This is a genomic window from Flavobacterium fluvii, assembly GCF_900129545.1.
Taxonomy (GTDB): Bacteria; Bacteroidota; Bacteroidia; order Flavobacteriales; family Flavobacteriaceae; genus Flavobacterium; species Flavobacterium fluvii.
This window is the reverse complement of sequence record NZ_FQWB01000002.1, coordinates 267685-285976: the sequence shown is the minus strand read 5'-3', so window position 1 is coordinate 285976 and position 18292 is coordinate 267685. Positions and strand designations below refer to the sequence as shown.

Annotated in this window: 6 protein-coding genes; 1 reads left to right on the top strand and 5 read right to left on the bottom strand. The window is 37.4% G+C overall.

The window, feature by feature from the left end; all coding sequences use genetic code 11:
• Positions 1-12 precede the first annotated feature (12 nt).
• The 3 genes from BUC16_RS06720 to BUC16_RS06710 all read right to left on the bottom strand — a co-directional run bounded on the left by BUC16_RS06720 (position 13) and on the right by BUC16_RS06710 (position 6861).
• Positions 13-3210, bottom strand: a complete 3198-nt coding sequence (locus BUC16_RS06720) for a SusC/RagA family TonB-linked outer membrane protein (protein WP_211517977.1) — start codon at positions 3208-3210, stop codon at positions 13-15.
• Between the two features lie 308 nt (positions 3211-3518).
• Positions 3519-5051 carry a sulfatase family protein gene (locus BUC16_RS06715; protein ID WP_073369152.1) on the bottom strand — a complete coding sequence of 511 codons (1533 nt, stop codon included), beginning with the start codon at positions 5049-5051 and terminating at the stop codon, positions 3519-3521.
• Positions 5052-5094: 43 nt separating this feature from the next.
• Positions 5095-6861 (bottom strand): DUF4955 domain-containing protein, encoded by a 1767-nt coding sequence (locus tag BUC16_RS06710; protein ID WP_073369150.1) that lies wholly within the window; start codon positions 6859-6861, stop codon positions 5095-5097.
• A gap of 446 nt (positions 6862-7307) precedes the next feature.
• Here BUC16_RS06710 and BUC16_RS06705 point away from each other — a divergent pair, with 446 nt between their 5' ends.
• A complete protein-coding gene (locus BUC16_RS06705) occupies positions 7308-11243 on the top strand; it encodes a hybrid sensor histidine kinase/response regulator transcription factor (protein ID WP_170860855.1) in 3936 nt (1311 codons plus the stop codon).
• A 158-nt stretch (positions 11244-11401) separates the two neighbouring features.
• On the opposite strand, the gene BUC16_RS06700 is transcribed toward BUC16_RS06705, so the two are convergent.
• Together BUC16_RS06700 and BUC16_RS06695 are read right to left on the bottom strand one after the other, a co-directional pair.
• A complete protein-coding gene (locus BUC16_RS06700) occupies positions 11402-12442 on the bottom strand; it encodes a zinc metalloprotease (RefSeq protein ID WP_073369146.1) in 1041 nt (346 codons plus the stop codon).
• 160 nt (positions 12443-12602) lie between these two features.
• Positions 12603-17876, bottom strand: coding sequence for a polysaccharide lyase family 8 super-sandwich domain-containing protein (locus tag BUC16_RS06695; RefSeq protein ID WP_084546114.1), 5274 nt, complete (start codon positions 17874-17876; stop codon positions 12603-12605).
• Between the last annotated feature and the right edge of the window lie 416 nt (positions 17877-18292).

The following is an 18292-nucleotide window of genomic DNA, read 5'->3' as shown; positions in this document are numbered from 1 at the left end:
AATTTACGGTTATTAAAATGTTATATTCGTTCCAAAAGCAATAGTGCGGGCACGAGGATAAGGCGAATAATCAAATCCTGGCGTCAGTGCTGTACTGTTGGTATTAACCTCCGGATCCGGGCCGGTATATTTTGTCCAGGTATATAAATTTTGTCCTGACACGAAAAATCTCATTGATTTAAGGTGCCACTTAGTAACCAATTTTTGATCTACATTGTAACCTAAAGCAAGTGTTTTGAATCTTAAATAAGAACCATCTTCAACAATGTAGCTTGAATATCCTCCTGCAGATCCAACAAAACCTCTAACACGCGGAATATCAGAATTTGGATTAGTCGTAGTCCAACGATCCACAACATTCGCCTCAAAAAGGTTTTTTGCTGCTCCTACTCCAGCAATATCAAAAGCAGCTCGGTTAACATTCAAAACGTCATTACCATAGGACCATTGGAAGAATATGTTCAAATCAAAGTTTTTGTAAGTGAAGTTATTATTGAAGCCCCCGGTATGTTTTGGCGCACCATTTCCAATCACGGTATAGTCCGCTTTGTCTATATTTAAATTCCCATCTTGATCTTTATATTTAACATCTCCAGGACGGATATTTGCTCTTACATTTCCATTCCCTGCAATCTCCGGTTTCAAAGTATAAACAGTTGCCCCACTACCATTAACCGAAGTATTGAAATCTTCATTTTTGTATGTCCCCAAAAATTCTAGACCATACATTTGCCCAATAGGCTCTCCTACTTTTGCAATATAAGCACTTGTATTTGCGTCATAACTCGTAACAGGGCTTTCCATAAAATTCTGCCCCTCGTTTAATTTTAGCAATTTATTTTTGTTGAACGCAATATTGGCACTGGTAGTCCAAGTAAAATCTTTGGTAACAATGTTTTTGGTATTCAATGTCAATTCCAAACCTTTATTTTCTACACTACCAATGTTTTTAAAGGCTGTAGTAAATCCAGAAGAATTTGGAATTTGCGCTCTCAACAACAAATCGTTAGTTGTTTTTTTATACACATCGGCAGCAAAAGTAATCCTTTGGTTCAAGAACCCTAAATCAATACCGGCATCAATTTGTTCCGTGGTTTCCCATTTCAAATCAGAATTTCCTAGTTTGTTAGGTATAACCCCTTCATTGTATTGATCTTGAAAAGAATATGTTGAACCTATAGTGTTTAAATAGGTAGTAAGATAATCATAAGCTCCAACTCGGTTGTTACCGGTTTGTCCGTAACTGGCACGCAATTTACCGTCTGAAAATGTTTTATTGTTTTTCAGGAAATTTTCTTCTTTAAATTTCCATGCAACAGCTCCCGATGGGAAATACCCCCAATGATTTTGTGAAGGAAATTTAGAAGATCCATCAGCTCTCATCGAAGCCGTAATCATGTACTTTGAACCGTAGTTGTAATTCACCCTTGCCAAAAACGAAGCCATTGTCCACTTGGAATTAGTAGGAACCACTATGGCAGGCACTCCTAATCCAACTCCCATACCGTCAAACATCAAACTCTCATCTTTCAATTGTGTCTCGGCATAACCATTGAACCAATCTTTTCTTTGTTGGGCAGTAAATCCCCCCAAAGCAGTGATTTTTGATTTGCCATAGGTTTTATCCCAGGTAATAGTATTCTCATTCAACCAGTTGCTGTAATTAGTATTCGAAATAGAACCATTAACTCCGTTTACACTTCCTACACGTCCTCTTGACGTTTTGGTATTATAGAATGCATCTTTTTCAGATCTATTTTCATTAATTCCAAAAGTGGATCTCAATTTTAAATTCTTGGCCAATAAATACTCCAAATAACCATTAAATCCAAAATTTTTCGTTTCGGTTACTTCGTAAGTGTTTTCAAGATTAATTATTGGATTCATTCTATAATCACTAGCATTGGTTATACTAGGATCCGAAAAAGCATCTGTTAAATCAACATCATCAGAAGGAACTGGTCGCGATCCCCATACAGACGCAAAAACATTGGACGTAGTCGCCCCGGCAAAATCTCCTTTTGTTGGATCTAACCCGGTTTGTTTTAAGAAACTATAGTTGGTATTAATACCTACTTTCAACTTATCGGTAATATTATAGTCAAGGTTTAAACGCCCTTGGTATCTTTTATAATTTGAGTTTACTACAATACCATCCTGATCTGTAGCAGAAACAGAAGCTGCATACTTAAACTTTTCAGTTCCTCCTCTTACGGCAAAATCATTATTTTTGTACAAAGCCGTACGAGTAATCAGGTCTTGCCAATCAATTGGAGATACTGTTTTGTAATAGTCCAATGTTCTTCCTGGCCCAGTAAGATAAAGCTCTGTAGGGCTTTTAGGCTGATTTACTGGAGCAACAGGTGTAGGATCATATTCAATTTGATAGCTCACATAATCGTATGGACTCAAGACCTCTATTCTAGATGTTGAACTTTGTACCCCTGTCGTACTGTTAAACGTAAATACCGGTTTACCCTGTTTACCTCTTTTAGTCTGGATTACGATAACCCCATTCGCTCCACGAGCTCCGTAAATAGCCGTAGCCGAAGCGTCTTTCAAGATATCGATAGATTCGATATCAGCAGGGTTGATCACGTTATTGTTGGGATCTTCAATCAAGAAACCATCAATAACATACAATGGACTGTTAGCTTGCGTAAGCGAGTTATTACCACGAATTACGATATCAACACCAGATCCCGGTCTACCGTCTGAAGAAGTTACCTGCACCCCAGCCACACGACCAGCCAAAGCATCGTCGAAAGAACGGATAGGTGCCTTGTTGATATCCGCCATGGATACACTGCCGACAGAACCAGTCAAATCTTTTCTTTTCATTGTTCCGTAACCAATTACAACGACCTCATCCAGGGCACTCGTTGCCGATTTCAGGGTAACATTTATCGAACTTTTGTCCCCTACAGTAACTGTAGCTGATTCATAACTTATATAAGTAAAAACCAATTGGTCTTTTGAATCAGCCTTGATGTTAAATTGACCATTACCATCCGTTAAAGCTGCTACGTTTGTTCCTTTTACTGAAACAGTTACACCTGGCAGAGGCTCTTTTTTGTCATCATGTACAGAGCCAGATATCGTTCTGCTCTGTGCCTGCACAAAACCTGGTGCCATTATCATAAAAATACCGACAAGTAAATGTCTGAAAACCTTGGATAAAGGCTGGTATTTCAAATTCAAATTTTTCATAATTATTTATTTTAGTTTAAGTTAATTTTTTTTAAATCGGTTTTTGGTTAAGGGTTAGTTTGTTTCACATAGTTGTCTTAGGTTCATTCATTTATGTTCATTTTTCATATTATTAATTTACTCTATTTATTCGAATTACGAAAACGTTTTCATTAAAAAGATGATTTCAAATGTACTCCGAAGCTTTATTTTAAAAGGAGACAATCTTCCTTTTTCAGGGTAAAATATTCCTTTTTCCCTTATTCTACGGATGCTAAAGCTTTTTTGGGGTTCTCAATAAACTATTTGGCTCAATAATTTATTTGGGACTAATTCTTTGTAGGGGCTTTCATTATTTTTGATAATTGTGCCGCCATCGCTTTGATTCTTTCAGGCATTTTTTCAGCCAAATTATTCTCTTCTCTAGGGTCATTACTTAAATTGTAGAGTTGCGGGGTTTGTTGCAGACCCGTTTTTATATCTTTATTGACCAACCAATCAGGTGTTGCTTTGGTTTGTGGAGCAATGTATTTCCAATTCCCTACTCTTATTGACATGGTAAAAGCTTCTTCAAGCATATTGGTGCGCCCTTTTGTATTTTTCCCCATCAATACGTCAAGCATATCAAAACTATCGACAGCTGTTGCTGCATTTTCTATTTTTACGCCTATTAATTTTGCAAACGAAGCAAAGAAATCTACCTGGCTAAGTAGCGCCTGACTTTTGGCCGGTTTAATTTTTGCAGGCCAATAAACAATTGTCGGTACTCGGGTACCTGCTTCATAAGCGCTGTACTTGCCTCCTCTAAAATTCCCTCCCGGACGGTGATTATCACTGTTAACAACCGACTTATCGGCATAACCATCATCCAAAACGGGACCATTGTCACTGCTGAAAACGATAATGGTGTTATCTGCCAAGTTTAGTTCTTTGAGCTTTTTCATAATCTGGCCTGTAACCCAATCCATTTGGACAATGGCATCGCCTCGGGGTCCCATAGTTGTTTTTCCGGCAAATTTTGCGTTGGGCGCCCTGGGTACATGAATATCGGGTAAGGCGAAATACAAGAAAAAAGGCTTGTTTTTATGACTGGTAATAAAGTCAGTTGCTTTGCTAGTTAGTATATTAGGAAATTCTTCATCTTTCCAATAAGCCTTATGTCCCCCACTCATATATCCTATTCGGCTTATTCCATTCACTACTGTCCCACTGTGTTGGGCATCGGCAGTCATTTTTAAAACCTCTCCTTCTTCTAAACCAATTGGGTCTGTCCCAATTCTTTTATCATAGCTCACTGTTATAGGGTCATTTGGATCCAGATTGACCACGTTGTGATTTTCAACAAATACGGTCGGAACCCTGTCTGCTGTTGCTGGTATTAAGTAACTATAGTCAAATCCTATCTCTAATGGTCCCGGTTTAATGGCTGCGTTCCAATCCGGACTGCCATTTCCTAACCCCAAATGCCATTTACCCACAACTGCCGTAGCATAGCCGCCTTTTTTAAACATGTCGGCAATGGTTTCTTGCCCAGGATTGATAATTAATGGAGCATTTCCCGGCAAAATGGCCGCATTGTTTCTAAAAGCATAACTTCCGGTAAGCAAAGAATATCTTGATGGTGTACAGGTTGCAGCAGTACAATGGGCATCCGTAAATTGAATTCCTCCGGTTGCCAATGCATCAACATTAGGAGTTTGAACCGCTGTTGCTCCATAACAACTCAGATCACCATAACCCAAATCGTCAACATAAATAAATATTACATTGGGCTTTTTAGCAGATTCATTCTCCTGTTTCGGCGTGCAAGACACTATGAGAAGCAAGGAAAATGAATAAAAAAGAAATGATATTTTTTTCATAATGATCTACACTTTGTTATAAAAAAGTCAACATTAGCCTATCTTACTTCTTTTTATGAAGCCTCAATTTTAATTGGGCATCATACAAGGACAACGGATATACTTTTCCCTTATTAAAATTTTCGGTATAAATCCATTGGTCATTGGTATCGGCTGTATTGCCGTTTAGGGTTGCCTCGAATTGCGGTTGGTAAACACCTGCCAAAATACTTTTTGGATACATTTGATGGCTTAAATTATCTTTGACCAAACCTTTTAGAGGAGACTGCCAACTATAAAACAGCTCTGAATCTTTATCGTTAAAATCGGCTAGTTCAATATTCCACCAAGTATTGAAATTGGCAGTGTGCGGTAAATTGTTTGGCGCTCCACCTCCACTGATTTTATTCAGACCTTTAATGTTTTCGAATAAATTTTCGGCAGGAGGCGAAAATCTTCTGTCACTAAAGCCATGGAAATCAAACAAGCCCGGCTTTCCGCTGACCGCCTTATAATTGACGTTTCTGAAAACATTACCATAAGCATTGCCCTCGCCGCTTAATACGTGGGTAAAATTGTTTTTGAAATTCAGGTTTTGAATTAAATTGTCGCAGGCATGACTGTAAATTTTAACCCCGCTGTGGCCGTCAAAACCTAAAAACTCTACACCGTCAACAGTAACATTTCTGCTGTCCAACAAATAAACCGGACTGGTAAAATTTTCCAAAGTCACATTTTTTATCCAACCATTGGCCACCCTGCAAAAAATGATGGCATTCCAACCGTAATCCATCTCCTGTCCTTGGTATTTATCGCTTCCCTCGCAACCGTGGTGGCAATAATAGCCTGCCCAAGCCGATTTTATGTAAATATTTTCGACACCAATTTCGCCAAGCATTTCCGCCTTTGCCAAAACAGGTTGGTATTTTAGATCAAAATCTCTTCTCAGAGGTTGCTTTAGGGTAATGCTGTTTTTAGATACACTCTCAATTTGCACTAGCCATTGGTAAGAAGGCGCTCTACTGGGACCTGCACTTTTGGCAGACGCTTCAAAATCATAAAATTCTTCAACAGGGCTGATAATACTTTTAATCAGTGTCCCTGCGTCATCAGAGTTGTATAAGCCCAATAAAATATAATCATTGGCCGCCAACTGTGCCGTGCTTTTTAACCACAAAGTTTTATCCCCTTTTTTGGCATTTTTAGTGAATTGGGTCAAAACTTGCGCTTCTTGAATTTCTCCGTTTACTGAACCTGCCTTGGTTGAAATTACTTCTGAATGGTTTACCGCATTTTTAGGATAATCTATTCCCCAGAAACTTGCTGTATTCTGTAATTTAGACCCCGTTTGAATTAACGCAGGAGACAACCAAGGGCTAATATCATCTTGTGTTAATGGATTACCGTCAAAAAACACGGTTCCGTTTATGCTATTATTCTCTCCTCTCAACACTATATTGCTATGGTTTATTTGCAAAAATTGCTTTTCCCTCGGGTTCATATTAAAATAATAAACTCCTTTCGGAAAATACAAAACGCCTCCTCCCTCGGTGCCTACTTTATCTATAAGTTTTTGCACTTCTTTGGTCTGGTCTTTCATCGAGTTTGCTTTAATGCCATGCTGGGTTACGTCAATTACATTCCTTGTAATATCTGGAATGGGTTGCTCTCCGTAATGGTAACCGGCATACGAAAAATCAGGCAAAATAGATTTTCTGCTTTCCTTCTTAAACTCCTTATAAATAGCGGATTCCTGTTGCGCAAAGCATGAAAAACCAATTGTTACAAGAAACACACAAACCAAAGCCTTATTGATATTATTTTTTTTCATTGCTAAAAATATGCTACTAAATTACTACCATCAAAATTGATATTAATGATTGGGAAAACAGATTAAATATCTCCTTTATAAGAGGAAAAATTTCCTTTTATTGGAGTTCCAGACATTTCATTTTTACCTACATCAAGGGATTAGATATTAATTTATTTAAGTTTTAAATCATTATTATTTTTAGACTAATAAAATTTCTACTAATTTTGACACATATCTATAATAGTAACAAATACTATTTTTTCCCCTACTTTACATTTTTTGAAAATAAAATTGAAATATTTTAACCGCATCAAAATGCTGCTTAATTTTATAAACCTTAAACCTTTTTAATGATTTTTAAAAATCACAATCTTAGATTTCTTTTTTGGGGGATTTGCTTCTGGAGCTTGCTTTTTTCATATTCTAAAAGCTTTGCTCAAAACAATTCATTATCATTTAACCATTTGGATGTTACAAATGGTCTTTCGAACAACTCTGTTTTATCAATCAGTCAAGACTCTACCGGTTTCATTTGGCTGGGCACAAAATATGGCTTAAACCGTTTTGACGGACGTACATTTAAAGTTTTTAAAAATGACCCTGAAAATAAAAACAGTATATCTTCCAACGATTTTATCAAAAAACTGGCATTAGCTTCAAACAAAAAAATGTGGGTGGTATCTGGCGGACTGGATTTATACCATTCCGAAGACAATTCTTTTGAAACCATTCTGCCACAAAGCGAAGGTCTTTTGAAGGTATTGCAAGACTCTAAAGGAAATTTATGGGTAGGCTCCTTAACACGACTAAAATTTAAAGCCGCAAACAGCAATACATTTCGCCCTATCAAAATTGCAAATGGCAATCTTCAGGTTTCAGAACTTTTTGAAGATAATGCCCATCATGTTTGGGTGGGGACATCTGATGGATTATATGAATTGTATTTCGCTAACCAAAAACTGGTTACAAAAAGACATTTCAGCTCCGAATTTAAAAACAGTGAAAACATTGACCTGATTTCAAGTATCATACAAGATCAAAATTTGAAATACTGGATTGGAACCAAAAAAAGCGGGCTCTATCTTTTTGACAAGAAAACATCGCAGCTGACTCATTTTGTAAAAAATAACAATGACAAAAACTCATTGGTCAATAATAATGTCCGTAAAATTTTGCTTCATAAAAATGGTTCGCTTTGGATTGGAACACAAGATGGATTATCAATTTTGAACCCCTACACCCACCAATTTATCAATTATCAGCACGATCCCACAAAACCAAACAGTTTAAGCCAAAACTCTATTTATGACATTTTTCAGGACAAGAATGGCTCAGTTTGGATAGGGACTTATTTTGGAGGGGCTAACGTTGTTTATTCGGTAAATACGCCATTTACTGTTTATCAAAATAACATCAATAAAAATAGTATCAGCAGCAATATAATCAGTTCAATAGTTGAAGACAACAAGCACAATTTATGGATTGGTACCGAAGCCGGAGGTTTAAATTATTTTAATAGGAGCAACCAACAGTTTACCAATTATAAAAACAATATTAACGATAAAAACAGCCTGAGTTCCAATCTGGTTAAGGCTATCGCCATTGACAAAAACCAAAACGTTTGGATAGGAACAGGTTTAGGAGGTTTGGATCTTTTTAATCCTAAAACTTCCAGTTTTACGATTTTTAGACGAAATGCCCCCAGCAACAACCGTATTGCCTCCGACAACGTTAACTGCTTGATCGTTAATAACAAAAACAAATTGGTTATTGGAACAGATATCGGTATTAATATATACGATATTGCACAGCAAAAATTCAGTTTCATTAGCACCAATGCAAAAGCAATTCTTGACAAGTCAATCAATGCATTATTTGAAGATAAAAAGGGTACTGTTTGGATTGGCACTCCTCTTGGAATTTATGTTTACCAAGGGTCAAAAATTCAGTATAAAAATTTTAAAGACAGCTCTAACAAGCCATTCAAATACAATATTAACTGTTTTCTGGAAGACAGTCAAGGCTATATGTGGGTTGGAACCTATCATAATGGTCTGGCATTGCTCAACCTGAAAAATAATAGTTTTAAAATTTTTAACACCTCTAATGGTTTACCGAGCGACAATATATTGGCCATTACGGAAGATAATGATTCCAACTTATGGATAGGTACTGATAATGGTTTGGTAAAATACAATCGCCTTTTAAATACTTTTAGAAATTTTAATATTTTTGATGGTCTTCCTGATATCCAATTCAATACCAATTCCGTATTTAAAGACAGTCAAGGGCAACTATTTTTTGGTACTTACAACGGCTTAGTGAGCTTTATTCCGCATAATATCCAAAAAAATACAATGCCACCAGATGTTGTGCTTTCTAACCTTAAATTGTTTAATAGAAGTGTAAAAGTCAACGATGAAAGCGGTCTTCTGGAACAAGACGTTAATTTTAGCAACTCCTTGACTTTTGAGCACGATCAAAACAATTTCACAATCGAGTTTTCGGCATTAAATTTTATAAAATCAAACAAAAACAAGTATGCCTATAAGCTTGATGGTTTTGAGAAAAACTGGAATTATGTAGCTATTCCATCGGCTACCTATACTAATTTGCCTGCAGGAGACTATGATTTTCTGGTCAAATCGTCCAATAACGATGGTATTTGGAACAAGAATGTCAAAAAAATAAATGTAGTGGTACTTCCTCCTATCTGGAAAACCTGGTGGGCATATCTTATTTATTTTATTGCTGTCTTTGCCCTTGTAAATTACATTATGAAGTTCCTAAAAGCAAGATCAGAACTTAAACAAGAACTGCATTTTGAAAAAATGAAGCTTGATTTTTTCACGAATGTGTCGCATGAAATCAGGACTCCATTAACCCTAATTTTAGGACCGATTGAAAAATTAGAAAAATTAACTGCCGCAAATACTCAGGCAAATAAATATGCGGTAAGCATTAAAAACAATACCGAAAGATTATACCGATTGGTAAACGAATTATTGGATTTCAGGAAAGCGGATTCCGGTAATATGCGCCTGTATTTTTTTGAAGAAGATATTGTAAGTGCTTTAAAAGAAGTTTTTAATCATTTTCAAACGCTGGCCGAAGCAAAAAATATTCAGTATACTTTTAAAAGCAGTCATCCTGAAATTTTGGTTTATTTTGACAAAGACCAAATGGAAAAAGTATTTTTTAATTTATTGTCAAATGCATTTAAGTTTACTCCAAACGAAGGCATAATAAACCTAAAAATAACTTTAAAAAATCAAAAGGTAAAAATTACGGTAAGCGATAACGGCAAAGGCATTTCCATCAATAATCTAAATGATATTTTCACGAACTTTTATCAGGCAGAGCAAAGTTTAGGTACAGGCATTGGCCTTGCGCTGACTAAAAGTCTGATAGAACTTCATAAGGGAAAAATAAGTGTAAAAAGCAAGCCTGCTTCTGAAGAAAAAACAGGAAAAACTACTTTTACGGTACTATTGAAATTGGGCAAAAATCATTTGAATGAAATTGATATTTCGCCAATACCTAGAATTGAAAATAGTATTATTGAGGACATTGAAGATAACTCATCCGAAAATTTTATTGACATTCCTGCTGAGGAAAATAAAAGCAAAAGCGCGACTATTTTAATTGTTGAAGACAATGATGAAGTTCGAGATTTTATTAAACAATCCTTAGAAACGAATTATCATGTTTATGAAAGCGAAAATGGTTTGGAAGGTTGGAAAACGGCTCTTCAGACCCTTCCCGATTTGATCATTAGCGATGTGATGATGCCTATTATGGATGGATTGGAACTTTGTAAAAAGCTTAAAACAGATGTGCGTACATCTCATATTCCTGTAATTATGTTAACGGCCAAGTCAGCTCCCGTACATCAAATACATGGTTTGCAACATGGTGCCGACGCCTATATTACCAAGCCTTTTAGCGATCAAATTTTACAACTTAATATCCGCAATCTCTTAACCTTAAAAGTTGCCCTGCAAAAAAAATACAGTGAACAGCTATTACAATTGCCGATTATAACAAATGCAGAATCATCCCAAGAAGAGATATTCTTGCAAAAACTGCAACAAATCATCCAAGAGAATATTGCCAATACCAATTTAGACCTCGGTTTTATTACTGCAGAAATTGGCATGAGTAAATCTGTTTTGTACAAGAAATTTAGTGCGCTCACCAACTTATCCTTAAACGAATTTATTAAAACACAACGTTTAAAACACGCAGTTGAGTTTTTCCAAAAAGGCGAAACCAATATCCTGTCAGTCGCTTTACAAGTTGGATTTAATGATGCCAAATACTTTAGCCGCGAATTCAAAAAAATATACGGCATTACCCCTAATGATTATATTAAAAATAAAGGGCAGAATGAAACCTAACCCATAATAAACAATTTAATTTTATTATTTTTTACAAATAAAAAAGAGGCTGTCCATACTTTTAGACAGCCTCTTCTATTCGAGGCAACTTACAGTTTCTTTTGCAAATATGTAATATTTATAAAGAGTTTGAGAACTTTTATGCAAGCTTATTCTATTTATTGAAAATCAGCAGGCTTATAATAGTTTTGTGGAGTTACAATAAATAATCCTCCATTAAAAAATTCCTTGTTAATCCTTGACATTACAGGACTGAACCCCGTGCTGACATTATTTATTTTTTTTGAATAAGTCATATTCGAATCATGATTGAAGCCCACACAATGCCCTATTTCATGTGCCGTAATATCTCCTGTATCCATTTTTATATAGTCCTTCAAAATATGTTCGGCATAACCTAAAGTGGCTCCTCCGCCTAAACCTGATACATTGGTACACTTACCACAGTTAAAACGAGGATGCACAAGAATATCGTTATAGGCTTTCTCCTTTTCGGCCATTGTTAAAACCGTTGTTCCATCATTGCCTATAATTGTCTCGTTTAAAAAAGCCTGTTTGAATTTATCCGACACAAAAACACTTCCCATATTGATCATCAGTCCTGAAAAACGACGAATATCTTTGGCCGTTATGGGCTCCCAATTATTATTTGGGTCATTATTAGGGTCAAAATCATGATACTTGATTTTCCATTTGAGTGCTTTTAGTTTTTTCAATCTGAGTATAATTTCGCTATCGCCTGTAAAATCAAATGAAATTTTAGTCGGATCCATCCCGCTTGTTTTATATTGGGATAAATCAACTACTTTATTATCCATATCCAAGAAAAGAGTAGTTCCCTCCAAAAATGGGTACTTCATACTTTGTGTGGCATGTGCCCTTATTTTTTTTATTTGAAAGAGTTTCAGCTGTCCCATACCTTCAATAGTGGCTAATATGGTGACATTTTCAATATCGAAAGGGGCAAAATTTGAGACTTCAATATTTTTTTCATCAACAGCTTTTACGCGTATAATCTGTGCAATGTTATAAGCCCTGGATTCTGAAGTCATTACTTCCAATGGCTCATTATCCTGAAACATTAAAGAGGAATTCTGGTCGGTATCGAAAGAAAACATTTTTAGGTTTACTTTTTCTTCATCTTCACTACAAGCGGCAAAAAATCCAAAAATAATCAGGAATGGAATAATTTTTTTCATTATATAATTATGGGGTTTTAGTTGATTAGGGGATACTATTTTTTAAATAAAACGCTCTCTTGGGAGACGGTCTAAAATACCTAGGCAATACAATTACCTGAATGTTTCAGAAAAAAAGAGACTGTCCTAAAAGTTAGGACAGTCTCCTCATTGTAGCAATTTATTGTTTAACAATCGTACTTCTAAAAGTCTCAACACCATTTTGGATAACTATAATATAGTTTCCGGAAGGCAAATCACCAGCGTACACATTTTGTGGTACTGCTGTAAAACGAACCTGACGAATCTTGTAACCATATATATTATAGATACCAATTGTTGCATTCGGATCTAGTTTTGATGATATGCCAACATTAAAGTTGTCCTGAACAGGGTTAGGATAGACAGTAAAATTGGATGAATTTGTTGCTTCCTCTTTAACTGCCATTTTTGACGTACCATCGCAAGAACCCAGCTTATCCCCATGATCCAAATGCGCCTGAACGGCAGACTGTGCCACACAAATTACCTTACCATTATGACAGACCATCACTCTGTCATTGCTATTACCACAAGTTACATCAAGTGTATTGATAGTAATTGAAGCCATAGATTGACATCCTCCAGCATAAGATACCGTTACAGTATAAGTACCAGCCTGGGAAACTGAAATCGATGGTGTATGTGCCCCGGTACTCCAATTATAGGTAAAATCTTGGTCGCCTTGTACCAATGAATTAAGGGTAAGCGATGTAGGCCCGTATCCTTGGTAAATAGTATTTTTATCATCTATGGCAGGATTCATTGCATACACATCCGGAATAGACAACTGTACAGTTGGACAAACCACATTTACAGAAACAACTGTGGAAGTTACAACAGCATCATTGTTATCGGTCACTTTTGCAGTTAATGCATAAGAACCTGAAGCAACGTTGTTCCAGTCAAAACTGTATGGCGCAGTTAAATCTTCACCTAGTTTAGTTGTTCCGTTGAAGAATTCAACTTTACTCACGTTACCATCTGCATCTGTAGCATTTACAGTGATTGTAATATTGGCAAGAGCATTATAGGTTGCAGCTGCCAAAGGCGAAGTTATAGACACAGTTGCTTCGGTATTAACCCTTAGTATTTGTTCTGCCGCTGTGGCAACATCATAAATGTTGTTACCTTCCTGCGAAGCCGTAATGGTAGTGGTACCTTTTCCAACAATAGTTACTGTGCTGCCGCTAATGGTAGCCACGGCAGTATTGGAACTGGTATAGCTAACCGGCAAATTGGATGAAGCCGTAGCTGTCAAATCAAAGGCTGCATCACTGATTGCTTTTACAGGTATCGCGTCAAAAGTAATGGTTTGTGCCGCAGGGTTCACCGTTAGTGTTTGTTCAACTGCCGTGGCAGCTCCATAAATGTCATCACCGTCCTGTTTGGCCGTAATAGTGGCAGTCCCTTTACCAACAATAGTTACTGTGCTGCCGCTAATGGTAGCCACGGCAGTATTGGAACTGGTGTAGCTAACCGGTAAATTGGATGAAGCCATAGCAGTCAAATCGAATGCAGCATCACCGATTGCTTTTACAGGTATCGCGTCAAAAGTAATGGTTTGTGCCGCAGGGTTCACCGTTAGTGTTTGTTCAACTGCCGTGGCAGCTCCATAAATATCATCACCTTCCTGTTTTGCGGTAATAATAGTGGTGCCTTTACCAACAATAGTTACGTTGCTGCCGCTGATTGTAGCCACGTCAGTATTGGAACTGGTGTAGGTAACAGGCAAATTGGATGAAGCCGTAGCCGTTAAATCAAATGCCGCATCAGTGGTTATTTTTGTAGGCAATGCCTCAAAAGTAACAGTTTGGGAGGTAAGAACACGTGATAATGTAATTTCTACCGGCAATCCATCCACAACAGTGAACTGGATTATAGTCTCTCCGTTTGCAGTACCTGTTATACTGGCATTCACATTAGGTTGCGAAATTTGCCAGTTTGTCCCTTTTACGGTAATATTTACTTGTCTGTTTACAGATGAATTGTACTGTCTGTAAACAAATCCAAGATCAGGATTGGTTAACGCCAGTTTAAGGCTTTTCTGTGCTTTATCATATTGTGACATCACCAAACATGGATAGTCCGCACCGGTCAATTGTCCTGTATTGTTTAGACCGGAAAGCGCACTAAAAAATGCATATCCAAATATGGAATTTGCGGCAACGGTTGGTTTGTATTCCACGATGTGAGCCATTTCGTCTTTACGGTGTACCGTATAAGGTTTGTTTCCGGCATCAATTTGACTCCCCAAAGTGGTCATGTCTGTGGCAGTGGTTTTTGGCATACAAACATACTCGTATCCTTTGTTTGATGGAGTTGTTCCGTGGTCGATATAACCAATGGCATAGTTTCCTACCGGATTATTGGCAATATTTTGAGCCGACCACAATTGGTTATGTTGCGGTGTTTGTTGATCCGCTTTTGTCAGCTTGATAGTTCCGCTTCCGGCAAATACGTAGAAACCGGTACCGTAATTATCCACGATCCAGTGGTTGGCTGTGTCGTCATAGGAATTGTCATAGGAACCTGTCGACAATAAATTGCTGTCAATATTTACCTGATCTTTCCCTGCAAAGGCTTTGCGTTGGTACAAGGTGGTCAATGTGGTATTGGCAGCATCGTTGTTGCCAATACCTGAACCAAGGCAAATCAACATATTGTCAAAGGTGAATACCGATTTCTTGAAAGTAAATGTGCTATTATGACTTTCTGGACCAATAGTCGTTCCAAATCCCAGGCCAGTTCTTTCCTGGAAGTCCATGGCAAACATTCCGTAAGTCCCCTGAATGGCTTTTAGATAAGCATTATTTTTATTGATAAAACTTAAGGAACCTGCAAAACTTTTTTGTTGCAGTTCATCTACATTGCCTCTTTCGCCATGAAGCTTGTCCCATGGAAGTCGGATAATCGTCGTTCCCGGGTTGTAATTCCAATTCCAGGTTGTATAATCATATCCATTTCCGGTTGCAGCATCTCCGTCATAAACAATATTAACGGCACCATAACTTTGATAGCGTCCAAAACGGTTAGCATCTGGATAGATCTCTGTTCCAAACATACTTTTATTAAATCCCTTGCATGTCACCACCCAATCATCTTTGCGATAAACACCTGCCATACTGTGATTAAACTGAAAATAACCTTCATTAAAAGAAGCTTTAGTACTATTTCCAAATGGCGTATAACCTCCCCAAACACGATTGTAATAGGTAGCCATCACAGGGTCTGAGGCTCCTGTTCCCAGAATACTTCCTCCGGCAACTGCCATATCGCGGAATTGAAATCTACTAATCGAAGTAGCTATTTCTTCCGGTTTTCTTCCTACCAAGGTTAAAATTCTAGTTGTCTTATCATTAGTTAACATGAGTTGTGCCATGATGGCATCCCTTAAACGAAGGTAAGATTCCCTATTTACTTCAAAGGAAGTTTGTCTTAAAAAATAAACAATGCTAGCTTCCGAATTTAAATTGTACATATACGATGGGTAAGCTGCCCAGTGATGATATGCAGAGCCATCAGGTTTTAACCCGTCATTAGTACCCGGTGTAAAACTCATGAATTTTTCCATTTGACGTTTGAATGCTGTCATATAACGGTAACGCTCATCGGCAGAATCGATCCATTTTACATAAGCCATGGTCACAACTCCAGTATTCCCCACAAGGTCTACATTCATAAATTCACTACGTTGGGGTTCCCATATGTAGTCAAAATTATTTTGTTGGTACAGTACATTTTCAAACAAACCTTTCACGTGTGGGTTGTCCTTAATGCGGGGGATAAGTATCGCAGGGGTTGAAAAATTTCTGTAGCTATACTGATTGTAGTCTAAAGCCAGTGTTCCTTTACATACACGTTCTGATACCAACCATACCGTGTTAAGGGCTTTGGTAAATATATTATTGGTATCCTCAGGATGAAACTTGAGGTATTGGGCAAAGGTTTTTAAGAATGCCACTTGGTCATAACTGGTAACAGCGGTTCCAGCAGTAATCGTATATCCGTCCACGGAAATGTTAAGTGCATTATAACTGGCGACGGCGGCATCAAGTGCAGCGGTGGTAGGTTCGGCAGTACCCAAATACGAGTCGGAAAAACGCTGGATGATGGTTTCTATTTCGGCCTCTACAGCTGCGTTAGAAGGCACCAATGGTAAATCAGGATTCAAGCTGATTGGACATGGTGGTGGCGGTGGTGCTGGTGCCGGTGTCGTAAGTATTTGATATTTTACAGTATTTCCCGTGTAAGTGACATTACCTGTATAACCCGCTGAACTTTGAATGGTTCCAAAGGTTCCCGAAACAGTTCCAGGTGATGTTGATTGTGCAAAAGTGAGAAATGGTTGTGTTGAAGTCGTATATAAGTTAATGAAGTCAACCTTTAATGTTGTCGATGACCCTATGCTAATATTTCCCGTTGCATTTAATTGATCGTAAGTAGTTACCGCTGTGGGACCTCCCGCTTGTACACGCATAGTTCCATTGTTGGCTAATGTAAAACTACCGTTTACCTGTAAGCTTCTGGTTGCCTTATCTCCGGAGGCAGTACCAAAAGTCAATGAATTTACTGTAAGATTTCCATTAATAGTAACAGGTCCAGCCGCTGTGGCCAAGTACTCGCTATTTACGCTCAATTCATTAAGAACCGCTGCATTAGGATCAAAAGTAATTAATGTGGCGGCGGTACCTGAAGTAGCACTAGTCCCCGAAATGATAAGTTTGGAATTGACATTCCCTTTTATCAATCGAGTACTGCTATTCCCCTGTTTAATGGAAGATGCCTGCAAGTTATAACCATTAAGATCTAACGAACAGGTAGTTGCCTGAAAAATAAGTGGACTATACAACTTGCAATTTCCTACTAGTGTACGAGGACTAGCTCCATTAAGCAGGATACCAACACTGATACTGCTATTAGTGATAACTCCCGTTGAAAGCTGGGTCAAACTAATGGTTTTGTTGGTACCTCCCACGTAAATTCCTCTGGTACTATTACTATCATGAATGGCTGTACTCCCTACAATATTCCCGTTTACGTTGAAAAAACCTCCGTTTGTTAGTTTTATGGTTCCATTCCAGGTAAAAAGCCCGTTTATGGTAAAATTACAATTAGTACCACTGAGATGGTTAATAGTCCCTACTGTATTGATGGTTACGTTGTTAATACTTGTAGTGGCAGTAACCGTAGCTGTACCACCATTCAAAATAATAAGATTGTCCGTTGCTGCAATGGTCACTGAAGTTGAGCCGGTAAGTCCATCTGGATTGGTGGTCCAGTTGGCGTTAACCGCACCGGTGTTTCCTGCCAGCGTTGCATTAGCCGATGCGGTGTAATAATCGGTAGCAAAAGCACAAGGCATGAAGCTGTTAAATAGCAGCAACATAAAAATGACGTGTAATTTTGTTTTCATGGTTTGTTGAAATTAGTTAATAGTTTAATAGTTAAGTTAGATCATAAAAATCGAAATCGTTTTCGCTTAAATGATGATTTCAAATTTACCCTGATGAAGGATTTCAAGAGGAAACTATCTTCCTTTTTAAGGTTAAATTCTTCCTTTTTATCTGTATATCAACACTTAAATTCCGTTTGAATCATTTCAAGAAGTTAATACAAGAGTCGACCATCATTCCCTCCCAATTTTGATTAACAGCCCATATTATTATCAAAAAATTATTTGATTTGGGTTAGATGGAAGCGACAAAAAAGAAAAGTGATCTGCTATTTTCAAAATCTATATTTATAGAAATTTTCAGGCAAAAAGAATGGATTAGGAGACAAAAGGAAGGTAAAATGGAAATTTTCAGAAAATGGGTTAAACATAAAAAT